The organism is Alteromonas stellipolaris, assembly GCF_001562115.1.
Lineage (GTDB): Bacteria > Pseudomonadota > Gammaproteobacteria > Enterobacterales > Alteromonadaceae > Alteromonas > Alteromonas stellipolaris.
Map to the genome: position 1 here is coordinate 1331765 of NZ_CP013926.1, position 25608 is coordinate 1357372.

General features: G+C 43.5%; 23 protein-coding genes. 7 read left to right on the plus strand and 16 right to left on the minus strand.

Annotated features, from left to right (window positions below):
- Positions 1-208: 208 nt before the first annotated feature.
- The 6 genes from AVL57_RS05480 to AVL57_RS05505 all read left to right on the plus strand — a co-directional run bounded on the left by AVL57_RS05480 (position 209) and on the right by AVL57_RS05505 (position 3516).
- The gene (locus AVL57_RS05480; protein WP_013784150.1) at positions 209-874 is read left to right on the plus strand and encodes a Bax inhibitor-1/YccA family protein; all 666 of its coding nucleotides are present in this window, start codon (positions 209-211) and stop codon (positions 872-874) included.
- Between the two features lie 114 nt (positions 875-988).
- The gene (gene tusD / locus AVL57_RS05485) at positions 989-1378 is read left to right on the plus strand and encodes a sulfurtransferase complex subunit TusD (RefSeq protein ID WP_057791920.1); all 390 of its coding nucleotides are present in this window, start codon (positions 989-991) and stop codon (positions 1376-1378) included.
- Positions 1378-1740 carry a DsrE family protein gene (locus AVL57_RS05490; RefSeq protein ID WP_057791922.1) on the plus strand — a complete coding sequence of 121 codons (363 nt, stop codon included), beginning with the start codon at positions 1378-1380 and terminating at the stop codon, positions 1738-1740. Before tusD ends, AVL57_RS05490 begins: the two co-directional genes overlap by 1 nt.
- Positions 1740-2099 carry a DsrH/TusB family sulfur metabolism protein gene (locus AVL57_RS05495; RefSeq protein ID WP_057791924.1) on the plus strand — a complete coding sequence of 120 codons (360 nt, stop codon included), beginning with the start codon at positions 1740-1742 and terminating at the stop codon, positions 2097-2099. Before AVL57_RS05490 ends, AVL57_RS05495 begins: the two co-directional genes overlap by 1 nt.
- Positions 2100-2289: 190 nt before the next feature.
- On the plus strand, positions 2290-2637 hold the full coding sequence (locus AVL57_RS05500) for a TusE/DsrC/DsvC family sulfur relay protein (protein WP_057791926.1): 348 nt from the start codon (positions 2290-2292) through the stop codon (positions 2635-2637).
- A gap of 60 nt (positions 2638-2697) precedes the next feature.
- Positions 2698-3516, plus strand: a complete 819-nt coding sequence (locus tag AVL57_RS05505) for an HAD family hydrolase (RefSeq protein ID WP_057791928.1) — start codon at positions 2698-2700, stop codon at positions 3514-3516.
- A 202-nt stretch (positions 3517-3718) separates the two neighbouring features.
- Here AVL57_RS05505 and serS read toward each other — a convergent pair whose 3' ends face one another.
- The 6 genes from serS to lrp all read right to left on the minus strand — a co-directional run bounded on the left by serS (position 3719) and on the right by lrp (position 10975).
- A complete protein-coding gene (gene serS, locus AVL57_RS05510) occupies positions 3719-5011 on the minus strand; it encodes a serine--tRNA ligase (RefSeq protein WP_057791930.1) in 1293 nt (430 codons plus the stop codon).
- A 10-nt stretch (positions 5012-5021) separates the two neighbouring features.
- Complete coding sequence (gene crcB, locus AVL57_RS05515) at positions 5022-5405, minus strand: fluoride efflux transporter CrcB (protein WP_057791932.1); 384 nt, start codon at positions 5403-5405, stop codon at positions 5022-5024.
- A 5-nt stretch (positions 5406-5410) separates the two neighbouring features.
- The gene (locus AVL57_RS05520; protein ID WP_057791934.1) at positions 5411-6745 is read right to left on the minus strand and encodes a replication-associated recombination protein A; all 1335 of its coding nucleotides are present in this window, start codon (positions 6743-6745) and stop codon (positions 5411-5413) included.
- A 10-nt stretch (positions 6746-6755) separates the two neighbouring features.
- Positions 6756-7556 (minus strand): outer membrane lipoprotein periplasmic chaperone LolA, encoded by an 801-nt coding sequence (lolA, locus tag AVL57_RS05525; protein ID WP_057791937.1) that lies wholly within the window; start codon positions 7554-7556, stop codon positions 6756-6758.
- 5 nt (positions 7557-7561) lie between these two features.
- Positions 7562-10249: a DNA translocase FtsK gene (locus tag AVL57_RS05530; protein WP_057791940.1), complete on the minus strand. Its 2688-nt coding sequence runs from the start codon at positions 10247-10249 to the stop codon at positions 7562-7564.
- A 240-nt stretch (positions 10250-10489) separates the two neighbouring features.
- Positions 10490-10975, minus strand: a complete 486-nt coding sequence (gene lrp / locus AVL57_RS05535) for a leucine-responsive transcriptional regulator Lrp (protein WP_013784161.1) — start codon at positions 10973-10975, stop codon at positions 10490-10492.
- Between the two features lie 146 nt (positions 10976-11121).
- Here lrp and ald point away from each other — a divergent pair, with 146 nt between their 5' ends.
- A complete protein-coding gene (ald, locus tag AVL57_RS05540; protein WP_057791942.1) occupies positions 11122-12252 on the plus strand; it encodes an alanine dehydrogenase in 1131 nt (376 codons plus the stop codon).
- A 130-nt stretch (positions 12253-12382) separates the two neighbouring features.
- Here ald and pyrF read toward each other — a convergent pair whose 3' ends face one another.
- From pyrF to gyrA, 10 genes are all read right to left on the minus strand, one after another.
- Complete coding sequence (gene pyrF / locus AVL57_RS05545; protein ID WP_057791944.1) at positions 12383-13078, minus strand: orotidine-5'-phosphate decarboxylase; 696 nt, start codon at positions 13076-13078, stop codon at positions 12383-12385.
- Between the two features lie 7 nt (positions 13079-13085).
- Positions 13086-14255 carry a lipopolysaccharide assembly protein LapB gene (lapB, locus tag AVL57_RS05550; RefSeq protein ID WP_057791946.1) on the minus strand — a complete coding sequence of 390 codons (1170 nt, stop codon included), beginning with the start codon at positions 14253-14255 and terminating at the stop codon, positions 13086-13088.
- A gap of 1 nt (position 14256) precedes the next feature.
- The gene (locus AVL57_RS05555; RefSeq protein WP_057791948.1) at positions 14257-14514 is read right to left on the minus strand and encodes a LapA family protein; all 258 of its coding nucleotides are present in this window, start codon (positions 14512-14514) and stop codon (positions 14257-14259) included.
- 95 nt (positions 14515-14609) lie between these two features.
- The gene (locus AVL57_RS05560) at positions 14610-16949 is read right to left on the minus strand and encodes a PilZ domain-containing protein (protein WP_057791950.1); all 2340 of its coding nucleotides are present in this window, start codon (positions 16947-16949) and stop codon (positions 14610-14612) included.
- Between the two features lie 153 nt (positions 16950-17102).
- Positions 17103-17390 carry an integration host factor subunit beta gene (gene ihfB / locus AVL57_RS05565; protein WP_013784167.1) on the minus strand — a complete coding sequence of 96 codons (288 nt, stop codon included), beginning with the start codon at positions 17388-17390 and terminating at the stop codon, positions 17103-17105.
- A 76-nt stretch (positions 17391-17466) separates the two neighbouring features.
- Positions 17467-19137 carry a 30S ribosomal protein S1 gene (gene rpsA / locus AVL57_RS05570; protein WP_013784168.1) on the minus strand — a complete coding sequence of 557 codons (1671 nt, stop codon included), beginning with the start codon at positions 19135-19137 and terminating at the stop codon, positions 17467-17469.
- A gap of 121 nt (positions 19138-19258) precedes the next feature.
- The gene (cmk, locus tag AVL57_RS05575) at positions 19259-19930 is read right to left on the minus strand and encodes a (d)CMP kinase (protein ID WP_057791952.1); all 672 of its coding nucleotides are present in this window, start codon (positions 19928-19930) and stop codon (positions 19259-19261) included.
- A gap of 156 nt (positions 19931-20086) precedes the next feature.
- Positions 20087-21367: a 3-phosphoshikimate 1-carboxyvinyltransferase gene (gene aroA, locus AVL57_RS05580; protein WP_057791953.1), complete on the minus strand. Its 1281-nt coding sequence runs from the start codon at positions 21365-21367 to the stop codon at positions 20087-20089.
- A 2-nt stretch (positions 21368-21369) separates the two neighbouring features.
- Positions 21370-22455, minus strand: a complete 1086-nt coding sequence (serC, locus tag AVL57_RS05585; RefSeq protein ID WP_057791955.1) for a 3-phosphoserine/phosphohydroxythreonine transaminase — start codon at positions 22453-22455, stop codon at positions 21370-21372.
- Positions 22456-22551: 96 nt separating this feature from the next.
- On the minus strand, positions 22552-25248 hold the full coding sequence (gene gyrA, locus AVL57_RS05590; protein WP_057791957.1) for a DNA topoisomerase (ATP-hydrolyzing) subunit A: 2697 nt from the start codon (positions 25246-25248) through the stop codon (positions 22552-22554).
- Positions 25249-25608: the final 360 nt, after the last annotated feature.

Sequence of the window (25608 nt, forward strand, 5' to 3'; positions counted from 1 at the left end):
TGACTGTAAAGTAAAAATTAAAAAAAACAGGTTAAGTGATGGCATTTCAGACAATTAGTGCGCTAATTGCGCGGTTGACACGTAATTCATACTTACTAACACTATTTTCATTTGAAACTACTTGAAAATGGGAACTAAAACCCATACAACATACACTAATAGTTAGTTTACCATTTTGGTTAAAGACATAGTCCTTTTGGAGGAAACAATGGATCAACGTTCGATGTATTCAAGTGCATCTCAACCATCAGTGTTGCAAACAAACAAGGTTTTGCGCAACACCTATATGCTGCTTGCGATGACACTAGCGTTCAGTGCGGTTTGTGCTGGTGTTGCCATGGCTGTAGGTATTTCCCCTATGATGTCATTAGGCATGACCATTGGTGCATTCATCACTTTATTTGTTGTACAAAAGAAAGCTGAATCAGCTTCAGGTATTTATTGGGTATTCTTGTTCACCGGTTTAATGGGTGCTTCATTAGGTTACACGCTTAACTTTTACTTAGGTGTAGCGGGCCCAGGCTTAATCATGGAAGCGTTAGGTGCTACTGCGTTAGTATTCTTCGCCCTTTCTGGTTATGCACTTACCACCAAAAAAGACTTCTCATTTATGGGTGGCTTCTTGGTAGTAGGCTTAGTTGTAGTGATTGTAGCGGCCATCGCGAATATGTTTTTCGCAGTACCTGCGGTAAGCTTGGCAATTAGCGCAGCTATCGTGTTTATTATGTCTGGTTTCATCTTGTTTGATACAAGCCGTATCATCAACGGTGGCGAGACGAATTACATCCGCGCAACAGTTTCTTTGTATTTGAACATTTATAACTTGTTCACGTCTATGCTTCACCTTTTAGGTGCATTTGGCGGCGACGACTAAGTTTAACGTTAGCGTAAAAGAAGACACCCCGTTACTGGGGTGTTTTTGTTTCTACAGCGCAGTTTTTATTGCTAGGTTTAACATTAGTTTTATCACTAACCATATTTTAGAGTAATGGCACACTATTCAATTTTAGTAACAAGCTCCCCTTACGAAGGTCAACATGCACAGCGTGCGGTTGCCTTTATCAAAAGTGCAATTTCACAAGGGCATACTGTAAATAACATCTTCTTTTATGGTCAAGGTGTGCACCATGCTAATGGCTTCATGGTAGAAGTGGGTGATGAATTCTATCCACTTAAAGCATGGCAAGCGCTCAAAAACGAGCATAATATTTCCTTACTGCTTTGTATTACTGCCGCGATTAAACGCGGAGTCATTGGCGAGCAGGAAGCCGCTAGCGCTGGCGTATCCGCTGCTAACGTGGCAGATGGGTTCGAACAAGCAGGTTTAGGTGAGTTTTTTACTGCGCTTCACGACTGCGATAAGGTGGTACAGTTTTAATGGCTACTTTACTCATTCGATTTACTCAAGCTCCTTATCAATCTAGCGCCAGTCAAGATGGGTTAGACTTTGCACTAGCTGCCACCAACTATGGCCATGAGGTTATTGTGTTGTTCGAACATCAAGGTGTGTTGCAGCTCAATAAGACTGAATCTGTGCGTGGAACAAAAAACCACAGCAAGCGGTTAGGTTCCCTACCCTTTTTCGATATTGAAGAATGTTACGTTTGCGAAGAAAGTTTAAAACTGTCGCTTCTAAATAACGACAAACATGAATTAATAGCGCAATTAGACGCCTCACTATTATCAATTGATGAAAAGCTTGCACTGAGTGAGCGCGTTGACCACGTGGTGACCTTCTAATGCTCTTTATTGTAAAATCTTATCCGTTAAAGGCTGTAGCCATTAAAACCCTTCAGCAGGCGTTTAGAAGAGCTGATTCTGACCAAGCGCTAGTTTTGATAGACGACGGTGTGTATTACGCCCAACAGACTGACGGCGATTTAGTGAACATAATAGATGCAAGTGAAAATTTGCGCAGGTCAGCAACTAATATGTTTGCTTTACAAGAAGATATGGCGCTACGCGGTATAAGCGATAGTGTGAGTAAAAAGCTTGACCATGATGCAAGTAGTGAACACGATACTTCTTCTATTACACCAGTATCGTTGGATGCGTTTGTAGCACTGACTGATACTTTTTATCCTATTGTGTACTTATAGATGGACTTATAATTGATTTCTAAGGCCGTTGTTCTAAGCAAATCAGCTAGGCTGTTACCATACGCTATTTACTTAGCTAGTTATCTTCTAACGTCTAGGTTTTCACCTGTAAAGCATTTGCGCCTATACAGCTGCAACACCTAACATCGACATTCACAATACTCAATGCGTCAATTACAGAGCTTTATTAATGACCCAAGAACAGTTTCATTTTGAATTTAACGGCACAGACATTCCTACTGACAAAGCAGGCTATCTGCTTGATCACACTTTGTGGAATGAAGATATGGTGCCAACACTAGCTGCAAACGAAAACATTACGCTTAGTGAGCCTCATTGGGAAGTTATTCGGTTTGTACGTCATTTCTATGAAGAGTTTGAAACTAGCCCTGCTATTCGCGCTCTGGTTAAAGCAATGGCCGCTAAATATGGACCAGAGAAAGGTAACAGTCGTTATTTGCAACGGTTGTTCCCTAAAGGGCCAGCTAAGCAAGCCACCAAACTTGCTGGGTTGCCAAAGCCGGCTAAATGCCTGTAAAACCTATTTCAGTAAGAGCACGTGCTTAGGCACTAATTAAGACCTAATGAGGAGCTGTACATGGATCTTATCTTTTTCGATTTAGACGGGACGCTATTAAACAGCGAATCGCAAATATCAAACTACACCCGCGAAACGTTAGCCCTGCTCCAACAAAACGGCATTGCATATACAGTGGCAACTGGCAGAACCATGCTGTCAGCTAACAGCATTATTGCAGAAGATAACTTTCTTCTACCCCATATTTACAACAACGGTGTGGCTATATGGGATCCCACTGCCAATTCATTAACCCTTGAAAATCTAGTTAATGGTAATGAACTCGAATTCATCATTAATCTTGCCCATCAAAATGATATCACGCCTTTTGTTAATGTGATTGAAGGCACGTCTCATATTGTTCATCACCCAGCACCGAAACACCCAATAGAACAAAATTTATTAGATAAGTATTTTAAGAAAACTAACGCAGTACTTCGCCCGTTAAGCCAGCTTTCCCTTTCAGCTAAAATAACCAACATCAGTATGATTGGTGACAATACAAGGGTTAGAAATATGTACAAAACAATCAACGAAGTTGAAAACCTTATTGCGTATTCAGGGCCAGCAATTGAAGGGCAATCTTTTAGCTGGATGGATATTCACCACCGTGCGGCCAGCAAAGGCAGTGCGGTTATGAATTTGAAACAGAAACTTGGCGCGACCAATGTTATTTGTTTTGGCGACAGCGACAACGATTTAAGCATGTTCGAATTAGCAAACGAATGTTACGCCCCCGACAACGCTAAGCCGGTTATCAAAAGCGCGGCCAGTGAAGTGATTGGGCATCATAATGAAGATGGTGTAGCACGCTTTCTGAGGCAGCGATTTTCACTGTAAGTCACAAGCAAGCGACAAACACTAAACGCTCTGCTTTTTGCTGCTAGGCATTTACCATTTACTAATAGATATAGGCCAATAGAGAGTTAGTTTTTCCCCACATACAAATAAGCTCGCAGATTCAACATCTACGAGCTTATCATCAGCAACTAAATACGTAATGTAAGTCCAGCGCTAGATTTGTAATAAATTAGCTTGAGAGCTAAGCCTTTATCACTTCTACACCGTTCATGTACGGTACTAGGGCTTTAGGTATCGTTACACTGCCATCAGCCTGTTGGTAGTTTTCTAAAATAGCCACCAATGTACGGCCAACTGCCAAACCAGAACCATTCAATGTATGAAGTAATTCAGGCTTGTTTGTTTCTGGGTTTCTGAAACGCCCTTGCATACGTCTAGCCTGAAAATCTACCATGTTTGAGCATGATGAGATTTCACGATACGTGTTTTGTGCTGGCAACCATACTTCTAAATCATAAGTTTTACATGCGCCAAAGCCCATGTCGCCAGTACAAAGCAATACTTTACGGTATGGCAATTCAAGCTTCTGCAAAATGGTTTCAGCGTGCTGAGTAAGTTCTTCTAATGCGTCGAAGCTATCTTCAGGCTTCACTAGCTGTACAAGTTCAACTTTGTCGAACTGATGCTGACGAATCAAACCACGGGTATCACGGCCATACGAGCCTGCTTCTGAACGAAAACAAGGCGTATGCGCGGTCATCTTAACCGGTAGCGACTTCTCATCTAGAATTTCATCACGGGCGATGTTGGTTAGCGGTACTTCTGCAGTTGGAATAAGTGAAAGCCCTTGGCCTTCTTCCGTTGCTGGCTGAGTATGAAATAAGTCTTCACCAAATTTAGGTAATTGACCTGTGCCATAAAGGCTGTCAGCGTTTACCAAAAACGGGACATACATTTCATCATAACCGTGCTCGTTGGTGTGAACATCTAACATGAACTGGGCAATGGCGCGGTTTAAACGAGCCATCTCACGGCGCATCACTACAAAACGGCTACCTGTTAATTTAGTTGCCGTAGCAAAATCTAAGCTATTATTTAGCCCTTCACCAATATCAACGTGGTCTTTCACTTCAAAATCGAAAGTACGTGGCTCACCCCAACGTGAAATCTCAACGTTGTCGTCTTCGTCTTTACCTTCAGGTACCGACTCATGTGGCAAGTTAGGAATGCCTTGGGTAAATGCAGTGATTTCATCAAGCAATACGGTTAGTTCAGCTTTAGCTGCATCTAAGTCATCGCCTAATTTGCCCACTTCTGCCAACAAAGGCGCAATATCTTCGCCTTGAGACTTAGCTTTACCAATGGACTTACTTCGAACGTTACGTTCGTTCTGCAGATCCTGTGTTTTGGACTGAAGTGTTTTTCTTTTTTCTTCTAGCGAGTTAAATGTAGCTACATCGAGGTTATAACCACGGGCAGCCAAACGCTTGGCAGTTTCTTCTATATCGCTTCGTAAACACTTTGGATCTAACATGTGTTCCTACTTATCCTTTCATGAGTTCAATAGCCAGCCAACCTGCTAATAAGCAAGCGCCGACGTTGAGGAATATATTAGCAATGGCTTTTAACCACAGCTCGTTTTCTAATAATGTGAGCGTTTCCACAGAGAATGTTGAAAATGTGGTAAACGCGCCTAACAGCCCTACCCCAATTAATGCTCGGTAAGGAGAGTCAGTTAATTCGTTGCGCTCAATAAAGCCATACAGGGTAACTAAGGCAAATGAACCAACAACGTTAACCGCTAGTGTACCAAAGGGCATATTTTTTCCAAACCAAGAATCTATGGTTGTGGTACAAAAATAACGCAAGCAAGCCCCAACTGCACCGCCTGCTGCAATATAGCAGTATAAAATAACGCCTTGAGGCACAATGTTCACCGTTTTTGATTATTACGCGCACTCTGCGCGTGTTCATTGAGATTATCTAAATAGTCACGTTTTGCCTTAAGCGCTTTTTCTAACCCACGTTCGTTAGGCTCGTATAAGCGAGTACCTGCAATGCTATCAGGCAAATACACTTCACCTGCCGCGAAAGCATTTGCTTCGTTATGCGCATACCGATAACCATCACCATGACCTAAGTCTTTCATTAATTCAGTGGGGGCGTTACGTAAATGCATGGGCACAGGTGCATCTGATGTTTGTCTTGCTAATGCTTTTGCTTGACTAAACGCCATATAAACAGCATTACTTTTTGCCGCCAATGCACAATAAACAGCCGCTTGTGCAATTGCACGCTCACCTTCAGCTGGCCCAACGCGATGATAGGTATCCCACGCGTTTATGCATAACTGCATAGCTCTGGGGTCGGCATTACCAATATCTTCCGATGCAATTGCCAATAACCTTCTTGCCACATACAGCGCATCACCGCCACCGTCTAATATACGTGCGTACCAATATAGCGCAGCATCAGGATCTGAACCCCGTACCGACTTATGAAACGCAGATATTAGGTCGTAAAATGTATCACCTTTATTGTCGTAGCTGGCAATTTTTTCGCCTACGGCTTGTTCAATATCGGCAATAGAAATAACACTGTTCTCAGTAAAGTCAGCGGCTAGCTCTAAATAAGTGAGTAACCTGCGGCCATCACCGCCACACAAACCTAACAAGGCGTTACTAGCATCTTCCTCAATACTTAACTGTCGTGAACCTAACCCTTTTTCTTCATCGGTTAGTGCCCGTTGCATTAATTCAGCAAGTGCATCTTGTTCTAATGCTTTAAGTACGTAAACCCGTACACGAGAAAGCAGTGCGTTGTTCAATTCAAAAGAAGGGTTTTCAGTGGTTGCACCTATGAAAGTAACAGTGCCCGACTCTACAAAAGGTAAAAAAGCGTCTTGTTGGCTTTTGTTGAACCTGTGTACTTCATCTACAAATAATAAAGTACGTTGGTTATAGCGGGAGTTTTCTTTCGCGGTATCCATTGCCGCGCGAATATCTTTCACCCCAGAGGTTACCGCCGAAATGCGAATAACCGAGGCATTGGTATATGTGGCAATAAGCTCTGCTAAGGTTGTTTTACCCGTACCAGGTGGGCCCCATAAAATCATAGAATGGCAGTGGCCCGCTTCTAGCATTTTACGTAGCGGTTTGTTAGCGCCTAATAGGTGCGACTGGCCGGCATACTCATCTATGGTCACCGGCCGCATTTTGGCTGCTAGTGGCGCAAAAGGTTCAAGCGGTTCTTTGTTATCGTTAATCATCTATTCTTAGCTATCGCTGATCATCAATAATATAGCTTTGCGGCACGTCTACAGAGAAAAGATTGTCTTTAGCAGTATCAATAGCAAAATCTAAATCTTGCTTGCTAAACACTAACGCACTGGTTTGATCTTGTGCATCAAGCATATCTAACGTCGACAGAATACCGTCGCTGTTGAACCCTAATGTCAGTGACTTTATTTGACCATCTGTCGATTTAGGCACAATTTGGTATTGCTCTAACGTTGAGCTGGCTTTCGCGTCGTCAAGCTTGCTGATCACAAAACTGTCCCAAGTTTCATCGTCGTTAGCCGTTAATAAAACAATAGGGTTGTCTTTAATCGCTTGGTCTTGCGAAATAATAGTGACCTGCTCAACAAAGGTATCAATATTCCATACCGCTTCACCATCGGCAATAAGCAAAGTCTCATCAGGAAACGTGGTTTCCCAGCGAAGCTTATTCGGGCGCATCATGGTTAATGTACCCTGGGCTTCATGAACAATATTGCCTTGGGCATCGGTTACCGTTTGATTAAAAGCGGCTTGGTATTGCTGTAATCCATGTAGGCGTTTTTTCAAAAGTACATTTGCACTATCTGCTGCATCAGCGGCTTTTGAAACGTCTTTAGCACTGTGAGCGGTAAATTTAGGCTTTGTTGCAGAACCTACCACCACAGTGGCATCGCTATTGGTTTTTGGCGCATCGCTAGTTATATTAGCGCTAGTTAAATTAGCGCTGGCAATCTGCATTGCAGATAAGCTCAACGGCGCCGTTAACGCCATTGCCATCATAATAGGTACTACTTTATTCATTGTTGTTAATCCTTAGGCGCTGGCGGAGCTAATACTTCGCGGTTGCCGTTGTGACCCTGTGCACTTACGACGCCACTAGATTCCATTTGTTCCACTAATCGTGCTGCGCGATTGTAACCAATTCTGAATTTGCGTTGCACACTAGAGACACTTGCTCTTCTTGTTTCGGTAACAAAGGCTACGGCTTCATCGTAAAATGCATCGAATTCTTGATCTTCACCTTCGGCTTGTTCACCCGGTAAAAGTACCTCGGCAGACGCTTCGCCATTTAATATCTCATCAATATATTTAGGTGCGCCTCTACGTTTCCAATCTGCCACTACGGCGTGAACCTCGTGATCGTCCACGAACGCGCCGTGCACACGCGTTGGAACTGGGCTACCTGGTGGCAAGTACAACATATCACCCATGCCTAGCAGTGCTTCAGCACCTTGTTGGTCTAAAATGGTACGTGAATCAATTTTACTAGAAACTTGGAATGCAATACGCGTCGGAATATTCGCTTTAATTAAGCCGGTAATAACATCTACCGAAGGACGTTGCGTGGCGAGTACCAAATGAATACCTGCCGCACGGGCCTTTTGTGCAATACGAGCAATAAGCTCTTCCACTTTTTTACCAACAATCATCATCATGTCGGCGAATTCATCTACCACAACTACAATGGCAGGCAGTTTTTCTAAATCAGGTGCATGAGGCTCCATGCTTTCTTCACTCTTCCACAACGGATCTTGAATAGGCGTGCCAGCGGCAATCGCTTCTTCCACTTTTGCGTTGTAGCCTTTTAGGTTTCTTACCCCCAAGGCGCTCATTAAGCGATAACGACGCTCCATCTCACCTACACACCAACGAAGGGCGTTAGCCGCTTCTTTCATGTCGGTAACCACTTCGGCAAGCAAATGCGGAATACCTTCATATACCGATAGCTCAAGCATTTTCGGGTCTATCATGATCATACGTACATCTTCTGGCGTGCTCTTATACAGCAAGCTTAAGATCATAACGTTAACACCAACCGACTTACCTGAACCGGTAGTACCCGCCACCAATAAGTGAGGCATTTTAGCCAAATCCACTATCACAGGCTTACCAGAAATATCCGCACCTAATACCATGGTAAGCGGTGAACTATTACGCTGGAAGGCATCACCACCAATCACTTCACTCAAACGTACCATTTCACGCTTTTTGTTTGGAAGCTCAAGGCCTATAACGGATTTACCCGGTATAACTTCTACCACACGTACTGATATTGCCGACATGGCGCGAGCCAAATCTTTAGACAACCCCGTAATTTTGCTTACTTTCACACCTGGTGCTAAATCTAGCTCGAAACGTGTAATAACAGGGCCTGGGTATACACCCACTACATTGGCTTCTATATTAAAGTCAGCCAGTTTCTCTTCAACTAGCCTAGATATACCGTCAATCTCTTCTTGTGTAAGCGGGTTTTCATGTTTATCCGCTCGTTCCAGTAGGTCAAACGAAGGCATGGCGGTAATAGGTTCGCTCCCCTCCCCTTCATGACGAGTAATGGATTTTGCACCCATCGCCACTGGCGTGAATGGTTGATGTACCGGTTTTGGCGCTGGTGCTGATTCAGGAGCCGGCGCCGGCGCTGACTGCGGCTCTGGCGTCTCTATATTAACAGGCTCAGCAGTTTGTTGTGCCTCAGTCGCTGGCGCTTCAGTTAACGTATCGGTTTGCGACATGTCGAAGGTTGGTTCAATCATTTCATCAGACTGTGATTTAGCGATCTGATGATTCTCTACTACCTCATCTTTGCTAGAAGGCTTGGCTTCTTTCACTTTATTGTGCACAGCTTCGCGCATACCCGATAACGAAAAGCTCGACTTAGGTTTGTTTTCGCTTTCAGTCTTAGCTGGCGTGTGGCTCTGAGTTTCAAAAGGCGGTACGTCATCTTCGTCAAACACATCATCTGGAATGCCAAATGATGGTTCACTGCGCTCAGCCTTAGGTGGCGGCGTAAAAACGGGTTCAGGCGTTTCGGCGGGCTCTGCACGCATGCTGGTGATATCTAATTCGTCATTTTCAGGCTTTGCACTGCGAGAAGGTAACGCAAGCCTTGGCATATCTAGGGCGAGTGCTTGTTGTGGTATCGACACACATTTGCGCCCAAACCAAAGTGTCATTTCACCTAGTCTGTCCACAATACTTAACCAGCTAATGCCCGTTAATAAGGTAAAGCCGGTGCAGAAAAAGCACAGAAGCAACAAAATAGTGCCTGCGATATTAAAGTACGGCACAAGGGCTGAACTAATAACATCGCCCACGAAGCCGCCGGCAGAAAAGTTGTAAATGTCGTCAAAATTTATACTGGCAATGCCCGTGGCACCTAGTGCCATCAATAAACCACCAATAATGCGCAAACCTATTGTGAGGTAATCGAACTCTTCTAGTGCTTTAATGTGCTGGAATAAGAACCAACCTAAAAAGGCTGCTCCAAAAGGAAGGAGATAAGCTAAGAAGCCAAAAGAGAAAAGCAATAAATCGGCACTCCACGCGCCGGTAGAGCCTACCCAGTTATGTACGTCTAATTGCAAGCCGGCTTGGCTCCAGCCTGGGTCGCCCGGGTGGAAAGATACTAATGCCAGCAATAAGAAAAAGGCGAAGACACAGGCTATAATCATGCCGGCTTCCCAAATTCGCTGAATCCCTGTTAATTGCGTCATAACCCTAAATCACTTATTAATCTAAATTGATGTTTCGATGTTGTGATAATTCTATCGATAAAGAAGAATACAAATGCAGTGCCAATATTATCGTAATGTTTTCAATAAGTAATTTATTAATAAGGTGTATTACAAACCTGTTTACTTACACCCACTGTTGCGAGTCAAATTCACACTAACAATAACCACTGTATTTTTGCACAGCCTATCACAAATGCCCTCAATTGAGCCATGCTTTCATTACTTCAAATTAATCCGAAGTGATGTTGTACTTTTCACTTCTTCCATTACCACATAGGTTCGTGACTCACTCACCCCAGGAAGGCGCAGCAAGGTGTCACCTAACAATCTACGATAGCTAGACATGTCTGCAACCCGTGCTTTTAGCAAGAAATCAAAATCCCCGGAGACCAGATGGCATTCTTGTATATCGTCATGAAGCCTAACCGCCGCAGAAAATTCTGCGAAGATATCTACCGACGTCTTCGTTAACGTTATTTCTACAAAAACAAGCATGGCAGCGCCTAGCTTTTCCGGATCAACCACGGCATGGTAGCCTTTTATATAGCCTTGGCTCTCTAAACGCTTAACCCGCTCTAAACAGGGACTAGGGCTCAAACCCACGTCTTTAGCCAATTCCACGTTTGATATGCGCCCGTTTTTTTGTAGCGAAATCAGTATATTCCTGTCTATTCGGTCAAGATGTTTTGGAGTTTTTACCAGCATATTTTATTCCGACTTAATCACACAAAGCCAGATTATATGCTGCAACTTATTTTTTTTCAGCACATAGTTCGCTTTTATCTACCGTATACTGAATCAAATAATAATCGGCAAGTGAGCCACTGGGCTAATCAATTAGAGGAAAAGTTATGTTAATCGGTGTACCAAAAGAAATTAAGAACCATGAATATCGCGTTGGCTTAACGCCTGCGGCAGTAAAAGAGTTTACCAGTCATGGTCATTCAGTGTTAATTGAGACGCTGGCCGGTGATGCAATTGGTTTTACCGATGAAATGTACGTTGAAGCTGGTGCTTCTATCGCATCTACTGCTGAGCAAGTTTTTGCTGAAGCAGAAATGATTATTAAAGTAAAAGAGCCACAAACGAATGAATGTAAAATGCTTCGTAAAGGCCAAACCCTTTACACTTACCTTCATTTGGCACCAGATCCTACTCAGACAGAGCTTCTTATTGCTTCTGGCGCAACCTGTATCGCTTATGAAACCGTAACCGACGACCGTGGTGGTTTGCCACTATTAGCGCCAATGAGCGAAGTGGCTGGCCGTATGTCAGTTCAAGCTGGTGCACATTACCTAGAAAAAGCGCATGGCGGCAGCGGTACATTATTGGGCGGCGTTCCTGGAGTAGCACCGGGTAAAGTACTTATTATTGGTGGTGGTGTTGTAGGTACGCAAGCCGCTAAAATGGCCTTAGGCCTTGGCGCAGACGTTACTATTCTAGACCGTTCACTTCCTCGCCTTCGTCAGTTAGATGACATTTTTAATGGCCAAGTTAAAACAGTTTACTCTACCGTTGATGCGATTGAACATTATTCGTCAAAAGCTGATCTTGTTGTTGGCGCAGTACTTATTCCTGGCGCAGCAGCACCTAAGCTACTTAACCGCGAACAAATTGCGGCTATGAAGCCAGGCTCTGTATTGGTTGATGTTGCTATCGACCAAGGTGGTTGTTTTGAAACGTCTAAAGCCACTACCCACCAAGACCCTGTATACATCATCGACGACGTAGTGCATTACTGTGTTGCGAATATGCCAGGTGGTGTTGCACGTACCTCTACTATGGCCCTTAACAATGCGACTCTACCGTTTGGTTTAGCGTTGGCGAATAAAGGTCCGGCTAAAGCTATGCTTGAAGATAAGCACTTATTGAACGGCCTTAACGTTCATGAAGGCAAAGTGACCTACAAAGCAGTTGTTGACGCATTAGGTGAAAAGTTGGGTTTAACTTACACCCCTGCTGAAGAAGCACTAAACGCTTAAGTTATTCTTGATTCTGCTAGTGCAGTAATAAAAAGCACTAGCAAGTAAAAACGCCCAGTTAGTGGTTTGCATATTGAATGCGTTCACTACTGGGCGTTTTTTTGTGTGTATTTTTTTGGTTTTTGGGCAATTAGCTGATTGACGCGTTTACCTGCTTTAACACTTCCATAGGTTCGCTAGCTTGCGTGATTGGTCGTCCCATCACTAAGTAGCTTACACCACTGTCTATTGCTTCTGGTGGGGTCATTACACGCTTTTGATCGCCAGCATCACTGCCCTTAGGACGAATGCCTGGCGTCACCAACAAAAAGTCTTCGCCAATTTCATTGCGTAGCATTACCGCTTCTTTAGCAGAACACACCACGCCATCTAAACCCGCTTGGGCTGTTAACGACGCTAAGCGTAATACTTGTTGCTCTGGCGTTACATTGTCAATTACACCACTTAGCTGCGATTGATCCATACTGGTTAGCACAGTAACCGCAATTAATTTGGTTTCAGGTCGGCTACTTTGTGCAATGCCTTCTTTAGCAGCCTGCATCATTGGAAGTCCACCACTGGCGTGCACGTTTACCATCCACACACCGAGTTCAGCAGCCGCTTTGCACGCCTTACCCACGGTGTTTGGAATATCGTGAAATTTCAAATCAAGAAAAACGTCGAAGCCTTTAGCCACTAAAGATTTTACAAATTCAGGGCCAAATAAGGTGAACATTTCTTTGCCCACTTTAACTTTACACAGGTTGGGATCTAATTGGTCTACAAACGAAAGTGCTTGTTCTTGGTTGTCATAGTCGAGTGCAACAATAACGCGAGGTTCTTGCATGGTGAAGTTATTCTCCGTCTAGCCCTTTTATCGGTTTTACTACGCCCCATTTTTTGCATGAAGGACATAGCCAGTAGAGTTTACGCCCAGAAAATCCGCAGCTATGGCAGCGGTATTTAGGACGTTGCAACATTTGCTTCTCTACTAATTCTTTTAGTATACGTAAACTCTCTGCAGAGGTCTTATCGTCTAATTGGTCGATATATAAACCCATTAGGGTTTTAAAACCACGCATGGTTGGGCGTTTACGTAGTTGTTCTAATAAATAATCTGCTGCTTGAGTGGTATCGCCTTTTTTAAGCAATACATCCACCATGGCAAGGTACGAGGTTGCACACTCTTGCCAGTGGGCTTCTAAGCTTTCGGCAAAATTATCCCAATCTCCAGTTTCTTCCGCTATTTTTTCTAAACTGGGCACCGCTTCACTGAACCAATTGATATCACGCTCGGCCACTTGTACAAAATAAGCCCGTGCGTCGCTGTAGCGTTGTTGTTGAAGTGCAAGCTGCCCGAGCATTAACCAAGGTCTTACAGCATGCTCATCGGCATTAACGGCCTTTTGAAGTAATGATAACGCAGAGCCTTGATCATCGTCTTTTAGTTTCGCTACCGCATGCTCACAATAGAAATGCGCTAAACGTTCACACACATCATCGTTGTCGCCATGGCATTCCACCATGCGCTCGGCAAGTTCAATGGCTCTGTCCCACTCTTTAGTGGTTTGATAAATACTAAATAACTGTGTTTGCGCTACCAGATAGTGTTTGTCGCTATTGAGTAGTTGAAGAAAAGCATTTTCAGCCCGTTCTAAGAAACCGGCATGGGTGTAATCATGGCCAAGTTCTTTTAACGCACTCTCGCGTTGCGTAGGTTGCAGCTCGTCTCGGCTTACAAGGTTTTGGTGAACCTTAATGGCTCTGTCTATTTCGCCGCGGTGGCGAAAAAAGCTGCCCATTGCAATATGGGTTTCAACCGTGTCGCTGTTCACATTAATCATTTTGATTAATGTGTCTACCGCTTTGTCGGGCTGATCGGAAAGGAGGAAGTTCAAGCCTTTATAGTAATGCTTAGAAAGAATACTAGACTGTTTCCGTTGTGCTTGGCGAACACTGTTACGGCCCATAATCCATCCGTAACCTGCTGCAACAGGCAAAAGTAAAAACAGCAGTTCGAGCATATTAGTGTTCTTTTTTCAGGCTATTGATTTTTGAATTCGCCGACAACAACTGAACGCGTAAACGTAACCAACTTGCTGACATAATAAGTATCCCTACTAACACACCCAAAGAAAGCGCAATCGCAATTAGGGTGGAAACCCGCATGTTAGCTTGAGCAATAAGATAGTTAACGGTGATATAGGCTTCATTTTGTGTGCCAATGACAAAAGCAAATGTCAGTAATATCAAAATGGCGAGTATTGTGAGGATCCCTTTCAAGACCAAACCCTTCTTGTACGTAATTAATAAAGAATAGCAAAATGCAGCAAGAGATAACACCAAAACCCAAGGTTTTAGTTGAACTTACGTTAGTATCACGCCGTGGCTTCATCTTCAGATAAAGGGCGCTCTTGCTTTGCAATTAATTTGGCCATCACCAAGTCGTGATGCAATGCAGACATATTAGTCACAAAAATACAGTGTGTATAGCCAGCTTGCATGGTTTCTAATTTATCGTACATTGCCTTATCAAGTTTCGACAGCTGTGCTAAACGTTTCTTCGTAAGCGGTGTGGTAGCGCCATAACAGCGTATGGCCGTTACATTGGTGGCACTCACCTGCACTTTTTCTTCTTCTAACTGATTTTGAATTTGCGTGCGCAATTTCGAATAAAGAAAATCGCTTTCTTTTATGTATACCAAGCGATTGTCGCTTTTACGTACACAATGCACCACAAGGTTGTTTTCAACGTCGCCTTTGAACATGGCTTCAAGCATCATCGATTTAGGCTTGGCCACTGCTTTATCGGCAAAAAAACCATGTAATGGAATAATGTTTGCGGTACGAGAAAATGGGTATAAATCGTCAGACGAATCGCTTTGGTAAACGGTTTTAAGTCTATCCAAAATGTGCCTATTCATTACGCAAAGCACAGCAAGCGAAGGCATATGGCGTACTGCTAATTCCCAAATAAATCGGTGAGTAGAGCGTTGAATACGGGCTATGTCTCTAATTTTGAAATACGCGGTATTTTCTTCAACCATGGCATCAACGCTTGCCCCAGCTTTAGATTTTTTCACATCTTCTAAACAAAGGCGTACAACGCCCGACGTAGCGTCGTAATGAACAACCTTATATTTCTCGTTTTTGATTTTAAGGTCGGGGACTGATACCCGCACTTCACTTTGTAGTTCAGTGCCCGGGGCAACCATTAACTTCATGCCATTGGCAGACAAATCGGCAACGCGAGCATCAATTGAAGACAGCAGCCCTACTTTTATCATAGCTGCTTTGTCGATGATATAACGGGTTTCAGAGCGCCTATCAAGGTCATCTTCCATCACGAAATCAATAGACCAGTTATCGCCAGAAGCCCGCAGTGTTTTCGATAAAGGCTTAAAATCACACTTCTCGCTAAGAGTTAAGTTAGTAAGGTACATAGAAATATCACGGCAGTACATTACATGGCTTAACGCAGCAAGATGCTCAAACTCTTTGCTGGGAATATCATGAATAGCGAATGCTTTTACTTTGTCTTCACGGCTCACATCTTCTAAACGGCATTGCGTGCAAGTAAATTCACCACTTTTAACCAGTAGATAAATAATGGCATTGAGTTGTCCAAGCTCTACTAATTGGCGATGGGTTGCCGTGATGGTAATTGCACCGCTTTTAGTTTTAATAACCCCATGAAAAATAAACGCTTCATTGTACTTTTTTAGTTCTTGAACCAGATTTTCAAAATGCGCTTTGTCTTGCAGGCTAGCCAGTAATTTTTCTGAATTATTATTATCGACATTCGCTTTAGTAAATAGCGCAATAATGGGTTTAAGAGATTTTTGATGGGCAGAAAGAAACACCGGCAACCATGGGCTGTTTTCTAAAATTCGGTCTCGCTCAAGGTCTTGCATTGCCCTTTCAATTTCTAAGTCTCGCTGCAAGGGCTGTTTATACGAGGTGCCTTTAATATAGCGTTTTAAATTGTTAAGCAGGCTAAGATCGGTTTCAGATGAAATAGTAAAAAATGATTCGTACTTACCTAAGTGCTTATTGTATTTAATGGCATCGAGTTCGTAGGTAATTTCTGTCGGTTCAGTGGTTAAGCCCATCACTTCCGGTATAACGAAGGTAACAATATCACCGGTGGTCACGTTTGGCGGTCGTTTCGTTTCTACAGCAATACCCGTAAATGACAGCGAACTAACCGTACAATGCCTGCCCTTTTCAAAATCTACAGAAGATACGGTGAAGTTAGGTCTAACGGCAATATCATCACCAAAATCGATGTCAGTAAATGATTGGCTTTCAACATTGAATGCTTCAACAATTTTCTTAAATTGATCACGCTTGATTTGCGTTTGATAAAAGTCGGAGTTCATTACCGATTCAAACACGCCTACCGTATATCGCTCTTGATATAAGGCGGTTTCATTTTGAAGGATTTTAGCGCCCACTTTGTCTAAGCGCATGGGAATACCAAAATGCTTAAACTTCATAACAGGGAATTTGGCAAATGCAGAATTATCCGCGGATGCATCAGTTAAAGACGTAAGTCTAACAACTTCCTCTTTAATGATTTTGCGGATATTGCCTGGGAGCCGTTTTGAAAATTTATTGATACCTTCCAATAAGCGATTTTGTTGCTCGTAGGGGATCAAGGCACGAATAAGCGGCTGATACTGCTTTATAATTTGTTGTTCTTCGCCGGCCGACATTGGTACACCATGCACCGTATTTAATTAGCTACAATCTATTCAGATTTGAAAACAAAATCTGCATCTAAGTATCAATTTAAACCTAAGTTACGAATATACCAAATTTTTTTCCATTAGATATAAAAAAACCGCAACAAGTGCGGTTTTTTTTATTTAAGCTATGGAGGCGTCTACTCTTTCTCGAAGCTCTTTACCAGGCTTAAAGTGAGGGACATATTTGCCATCTAACTCTACTGTTTCGCCAGTTTTTGGGTTACGTCCCACGCGCGGAGCGCGGTAATGTAATGAAAAACTACCGAATCCTCGAATTTCAATCCTATCCCCTTTTTGAAGGGTCTGGGCCATCTGTTCAAGAAGTTCTTTAATTGCCAGTTCAAGATCTTTCGCAGGAATTTGACGCGCTTGATCCGCGAGCCGTTCAATTAATTCAGACTTGGTCATACAAACCTCGTTTCAATATTATAGTTAAACAGCTACTGCGAACAAGGGAGTGCTAGGCACTCCCACATATAGCTTATTATTCGCCTTTAGCAGCTTTAAATGCTTCTGCCATTGCGCTAGCAAAACCAGCATCTTCTTGCTGATTAACCTTGTCGATAGCTTCTTTTTCGTCAGCCTGATCTTTTGCTTTCACAGATAGGTTAACGGTGCGGTTTTTACGGTCAACGCCCATAAATTTCGCTTCGATGCTGTCGCCAACGTTTGCAGCTTCAGTTGCGTCTTCAATACGGTCAACAGATAAATCTGCAACGCGGATGTAGCCATCAACTTCTTCAGAAAGGTTAACTGTAACGCCTTTAGCGTCAACTTCAGTAACCGTACCTACAACGATAGCACCTTTCTTGTTATCTGTCAGATACTTGTTGAAAGGGTCTTCTTCGATTTGCTTAACGCCAAGAGAGATACGCTCACGCTCTGGGTCAACTTGAAGAACAACAGCTGAGATTTCGTCGCCTTTCTTATAGTCACGAACAGCGTCTTCACCAGACTTGTTCCAGCTAATGTCAGAAAGGTGAACTAGACCGTCGATGCCGCCGTCAAGGCCGATGAAGATACCGAAGTCAGTAATTGACTTGATCTTACCAGACACTTTGTCACCTTTTTCGTGTGACTTAGCGAAAGTTTCCCAAGGGTTGTCGATGCACTGTTTAAGGCCTAGAGAAATACGACGACGTTCTTCGTCGATTTCAAGAACCATAACGTCAACTGTGTCACCTAGGTTAACAACCTTAGATGGGTGGATGTTCTTGTTAGTCCAATCCATTTCAGAAACGTGTACAAGACCTTCAACGCCGTCTTCGATTTCAACGAAGCAGCCGTAATCGGTAAGATTCGTAACCTGACCAGAGATCTTAGTACCTTCTGGGTAACGTGAAGCAATTTCTTGCCATGGATCGTTGCCCATTTGCTTCATGCCAAGAGAAACACGTTGCTTCTCTTTATCGAACTTAAGTACTTTAACGTTGATTTCGTCACCAACATTTACGATTTCACTTGGGTGCTTAACGCGCTTCCAAGCCATATCTGTAATGTGTAGTAGACCGTCTACGCCACCAAGGTCAACGAATGCTCCGTAATCAGTAAGGTTCTTAACGATACCTTTGATTTCGTGGCCTTCTTCAAGGTTAGCAAGAAGAGATTCGCGCTCTGCGCTGCTTTCTGCTTCAATAACGGCACGACGTGAAACAACAACGTTGTTACGCTTAGCGTCAAGTTTGATAACTTTAAATTCTAGCTCTTTGCCTTCAAGGTGAGTTGTGTCACGTACTGGACGTACGTCAACCAATGAACCAGGAAGGAACGCGCGCACTGTGTTAACTTCAACAGTGAAACCGCCTTTAACTTTACCGTTGATAATACCTTTAATGGTAACTTTATCATCGTAAGCTTTTTCCAGCTCAACCCACGCTTCGTGACGCTTCGCTTTTTCGCGAGAAAGGATTGTTTCACCGAAACCATCTTCTACTGCGTCAAGGGCTACGTCTACTTCGTCGCCGATAGCAATTTCAAGCTCGCCTTCAGCGTTTTTAAATTGGTCAGCTGGGATAGCACTTTCTGATTTCAAGCCTGCATCAACAAGAACGATGTCTTTGTCGATAGAAACTACAGTACCTTTTACAATTGAACCTGGACGTGTTTCTAGTTCTTGTAAGCTTTCTTCAAAAAGTTGTGCAAAATTTTCAGTCATAAGGTTTAAATTAACTTTAAGTTGATATCCACGCTTCAAATCCGGATAACGTGGGGTTATTAGTAAAAGCCGCCACTCCCTGTGGTAGCACTGCTTTGAATACCTTAAAAACTCACCTTACTTAAAGGCGCGAATTGATGATATCCATCGCTTTTTCAAAGACTTGGTCAATATCCAAATCAGTTGAGTCTATAATTACCGCATCTTGTGCCGGTACCAATGGAGCGACTGAACGTTGTGTATCTCGCTCATCTCTCGCCTTGATATCGGTTAAAAGGCGCGCAATATTAACATCCATACCTTTAGCTTTCAACTGGCTATAGCGACGTTCGGCACGGGCTTCAGCGCTAGCAGTAAGAAATAACTTCACCTGCGCGTCTGGGAAAACTACCGTACCCATGTCTCTACCATCTGCAACAAGGCCGGGATCTTGTTGAAAAGCTCGCTGGCGTCGAAGCAATGCTTCACGAACGCGAGGTAACGCAGCAACCTTCGATGCAACACTACCTACATCTTCAGTACGAATGTCGTCAGTAACGTCTTCGCCTTCCAAAATAACGCGTGTGGTGTCTTTGTCAGTTTCAAAACTTACATCAAGACCGGTTGCTAACGGAACAACACATTCTTCATCGTCGCACGGCAAGTCGTGGTGAAGCGCAGCAACAGCAAGCACACGATAAATCGCGCCGCTATCTAAAAAGTGCCAACCAAGCTTCTTTGCGAGTAAGCTACTTAACGTTCCCTTACCTGCACCGCTGGGACCGTCAACCGTGACTACGGGTGTAGAATGCATACCTGCTCCAGAATTTATAAAATACGTAAAAATCGCGCGCAATTATACGCGTTAAGTAGAGATAAGCAATGCCATCGAACGTTGATGGCATTGTACATAAGGATAAATTTCGTTTGAAAATAATATGCTATGAACGAAATAAGGTCTTTCTACAGACTAAGAATAGAGTGTGGCAAACCGTGTGAAGTAATCAGGGAAAGTTTTTCGGGTACAACCTGGGTCGTTAATGGTTACCGGCGTATCACTGAGCGCCACTAACGAAAAGCACATAGCAATGCGATGATCGTTATAGGTATCAATGGCCGCATGCTTTAACGAATCCGTTGGCCATACTTTAATATAGTCATGCCCTTCTTCTACTTCTGCACCCAACTTTCTAAGTTCAGTGGCCATGGCGTTTAAACGGTCAGTTTCTTTTACCCGCCAGTTATAAATATTAGTAATACTGGTTGGCCCTTCGGCAAATAGTGCAGTAGTGGCAATGGTCATGGCCGCATCAGGAATATGGTTCATGTCCATGTCTACACCCTTAAGTGGTGCCCCTGTTACTTCCACATACTCATCATGCCAAGTGATTTTTGCACCCATGGCTTCAAGCACATCGGCAAAACGAATGTCACCTTGAATGCTATTTTGGCCAATACCGGTTACGCGTACCGTGCCGCCTTTAATGGCGCCGGCTGCAAGGAAGTAAGAAGCCGATGAAGCATCACCTTCCACCATAAATTTACCCGGCGAACGATATGATTGCCCTGCAGATATGGTGAATGTTTGATAGTTATCATTGTTTACTTCAACACCAAACTTCGCCATGGTATCTAAGGTAATATCGATATACGGTTTTGACACTAATTCGCCTTTAATGCGAATGGTCACGTCACCTGTAAACAATGGTGCAGACATTAAAAGTGCAGTTAAAAACTGACTAGATACACTACCGTCTACTTCCATTTCGCCGCCGCATAAAGTCTTACCTTTAATTTGTAGCGGTGGAAAACCGTCGTTTTTAAGATATTCAATGTCTGCGTTACCCATTAGTAATGCATCAACCAAATCGCCTATAGGACGCTCTTCCATTCGCGGCTCACCGGTAAGTACGACTTGTACATTACTGGCGGCTAATGCAGCGCATAATGGGCGCATTGCCGTGCCCGCGTTACCCAAGAAAAGCTCTAGTGGCTCGGCAACTGTAAATGCCCCGCCGTTACCCACCACTTTGCAGCAGGTTTTATCTTCACTTAGTGAATACGTTACGCCAAGCTTAGTTAGCGCATTTAGCATATGCTCAATATCTTCACTATCAAGCAAGTTTGTTAGTTCGGTTTCGCCTTCAGCTAAAGCAGCAAGCAATAACGCTCGGTTCGACAGGCTTTTAGACCCAGGAACGTTTACTGTCCCCGATACTTTGCTAATAGGTTCTAATGTTAACTGTTCCATGACTACCCGTTTACTCGTTCAAATTCACGCATAAATTCTACTAACGCCATCACCCCTTCAACAGGCATAGCGTTATAAATGCTGGCACGCATCCCGCCTACAGAGCGGTGGCCTTTTAGTGCCATTAAACCAGCGTCTTGTGCTTGGCTTAAAAACAGCGCGTCTAATTCAGGGTTAACCAACTGAAACGGTACGTTCATTTTAGAACGGTTGTCTGGATGTACTTGGCTAGCATAAAAATCAGAGCTGTCGATAGCAGAATACAACAGAGACGCTTTTTCACTGTTGCGTTTTGCCATGGCATCAACGCCACCCATCTCTTTAAGCCATTCAAACACTAACCCCGCCAAGTACCACGAGAACGTAGGTGGCGTGTTGTACATTGAATCAGCTTTAGCTGCTAATGCGTAGTCGAAAATTGACGGTGTTTCTTTGCGAGCTTTGCCCACTAAGTCTTCACGAACAATCACTACCGATAAACCGCTTGGGCCAATATTTTTCTGCGCACCGGCGTAAATAAGACCGTGTTTAGCAACATCAATAGGCTGAGACAAAATGGTAGACGACATATCAGAAACCAGTGGCACATCACCAGACTCCGGTAACCAATCGTAAGCGATACCGTCAACGGTTTCGTTTGGACAGAAATGGTAATACGCTGCAGATTGGTCTACATTGGCAAGCGATGGTTGAGGCATGTAATGCAAACCATCTTTTTTAGTAAGCTCACCAACTACCACAGCGTTGTTGTATTTAGCTGCTTCGCTTACCGCACCATCAGACCAAGATCCACTCACCAAGTGAAGGCTGGTATCTGACGCAGACGATAAGTTAAGGGGAACCGCTGCAAATTGACCACGTCCACCGCCGTGGGTGAAAAGAACATGGTAATTTTTAGGAACCGAGAGTAAGTCGCGCAAATCTTGTTCAGCTTTGGCTGCTATCTCGATGAAATCTTTTCCGCGGTGGCTGACTTCCATTACCGAGCAACCTGAGTCGCGCCAGTTAGTAAATTCAGCTTGTGCTTTTTGCATTACGGCTTCAGGCAACTTTGCCGGGCCAGCGCTAAAATTGAAAACCTCTTTCATTGCGTTTTTCAACACCTATAAAATAACAAGCGGCCTAAGCCGCTTGTAATAAAGAACACCGATAACTGCCCGCTTTTAAATTAAGCGGGCAATACCCTACTCTTCTGTCGTTGAGCTGTCGCCGTCTTGTGCAGCGTTTTCTTCTTGCTCAATAGGTTCTTCTATAGCGATTGGATTGCCATCTTCATCTAGCTCTAGCAATTCTTCAACTACTTCTTCTATACGTTGTAAGCCAACAACATGCTCGTTCTCAACAGTGCGGATAAGACGAACACCTTGGGTATTCCTTCCTACTACTGAAACTTCGCCAACGCGGGTACGTACTAGGGTACCTTGGTCAGAAATAAGCATAATTTCATTGGATTCATCAACTTGAACCGCGCCAACCACTTTACCATTACGCTCAGAAACCTTAATAGATACTACACCTTGTGTAGCACGGCTCTTCGCTGGGTAATCTTCAAGTGGCGTACGTTTACCAAAACCGTTCTCTGTGGCAGTAAGGATAGGACCATCACCACGAGGTACAATTAGAGAAACAACGCGTTGGTCGTCTTGTAATCTGATACCACGAACACCCGTAGCAGTTCGGCCCATTGGACGTAGTGCGAGTAGTTCTTCACCAGTTTCAGGATCTAACTTAACGTTACCTGTTTCGCTATCACGAAGTTTTTCGTTAAAGCGAACCACTTTACCTGCGTCTGAGAACAACATAATGTCGTCGTCACCATGGGTAATGTCAACACCAATTAGTTCATCACCTTCGTTCAAGTTAACGGCAATAATACCGCTTGAACGTGGACGTGAATAAAGGCTTAAATCTGTTTTCTTCACTGTACCGTTAGCCGTAGCCATTAATACAAACTTACCTTCTTCAAATTCTTTGATAGGTAAAATTGCAGTAATACGCTCGTTATCTTCTAAAGGAAGAATATTCACAATTGGACGGCCACGGGCATTACGGCTCGCGAACGGCAATTGATAAACTTTCAGCCAGTACAAACGGCCACGGGTTGAGAAACAAAGAATGTGGTCATGGGTATTGGCCACCAATAGTTTCTCAATGAAGTCTTCGTCTTTCATCTTAGTTGCCGATTTACCACGGCCACCACGACGCTGCGCTTCATAATCGTTTAGTTTTTGATACTTCACATAGCCTTCACGAGACAAGGTAACGACAACGTCTTCTTGTTCAATCAGGTCTTCAATATCAATATCGTGACTAGCAGCAGTAATTTCAGTACGGCGCTCGTCACCAAATTCGTCACGAATTTTTTCAAGCTCTTCTTCAATCACTTCCATTAATCGCTCTGGGCTATTAAGGATGTGAAGTAGTTCAGCAATAACGTCTAGAAGCTGTTTATATTCTTCAAGAATTTTTTCGTGCTCAAGACCAGTAAGTCTATGCAGACGAAGGTCTAGAATTGCTTGTGCTTGTTGTTCAGTAAGGAAGTATTGTCCATCACGAATACCAAACTCAGGCATTAACCAATCTGGACGTGCAGCATCATCACCTGCACGTTCAAGCATTTGCGATACATCGCCTAAATCCCAACCTTGTGCAACTAATGCTTTTTTCGCATCAGCAGGGCCAGGAGAGGCTTTAATTAGCTCAATGATTGGATCGATGTTGGCTAGCGCAATAGCTAGACCTTCAAGGATGTGCGCACGATCGCGGGCTTTACGTAGTTCAAATACGGTTCTACGGGTTACTACTTCACGGCGATGTAGAATAAAGGCTTCTAAGGTCTCTTTTAAGTTAAAGACTTTAGGTTGGCCGTTATCTAACGCAACCATGTTAATACCGAATACTGTTTGTAGCTGAGTATTGGCATATAAATGGTTAAGTAGTACTTCCGCTGATTCGTTACGTTTTACTTCAACAACAATACGCATACCGTCTTTATCAGACTCGTCACGTAGTGCAGAGATACCTTCGATACGCTTCTCTTTAACTAGCTCAGCAATTTTTTCAATTAGGCGAGCTTTGTTAACTTGGTACGGAATTTCGTTGATGATAATGGTTTCTTTACCGTTATCTTCCGTTTCAATTTCCGCTTTGGCGCGCATGTATATTTTGCCGCGACCAGTACGGTAAGCGTCATCAATACCTTTACGGCCACTGATCATAGCGGCAGTTGGGAAATCAGGACCAGGGATATGAAGCATTAAGTCATCAATCGTAATTGATGGGTCTTTAATAAGGGCAATACAGCCGTTAATAACTTCAGTTAAGTTATGTGGCGGAATGTTAGTTGCCATACCTACCGCGATACCAGAAGAACCGTTTACCAATAAGTTAGGAACCTTAGTAGGTAACACTTCTGGAATGTGTTCAGTACCATCGTAGTTAGGTACGAAGTCGACGGTTTCTTTATCGAGGTCGGCAAGAAGTTCGTGGGCAATTTTTGCCATACGTATTTCGGTATAACGCATCGCAGCGGCTGAATCGCCATCTACCGAACCAAAGTTACCTTGGCCGTCTACCAACATGTAGCGAAGCGAGAATGGCTGGGCCATACGTACAATAGTATCGTATACCGCAGAATCACCATGTGGGTGATACTTACCAATTACATCACCTACCACACGGGCAGATTTCTTGTATGGTTTATTGAAGTCGTTTTTAAGTTCGTTCATTGCGAACAACACACGGCGGTGTACAGGCTTCAAACCATCTCTTACGTCAGGCAATGCTCGCCCGACAATAACGCTCATCGCGTAATCGAGATAGGAGTTCTTTAACTCTTCCTCAATATTAACGGGGAGGATTTCGTTAGCGTTATCAGACATAAACTGCTTAATCCCTTTATTTCGGTTTGTTCTGCATTATCTATCTAGCTCAATCTACACAATATAGAGAAGCAAACGATAGATTTGCATTGTTATTATGGGGTCATAATCTTGCTTCGAGTGTAACACTTGATGACACATTTATGTAGCGCTTAATTGCCCTTCCTTACGTACTCGTCAACAAGCGATTATTTTTCGTTCAAGCAGACACGCTAAACCGCATTCGAGTTCCAAAAACGATGCCTTAACGCTGGTTTTGCGTTATGTTACTGCTCTTATATAGGTAGTGTTTAATTAATCGCAGATAGCTTCTATCTGTACAGCGGCATCAGTCATGCGGGTTCTTTTGCAAAATCGGTT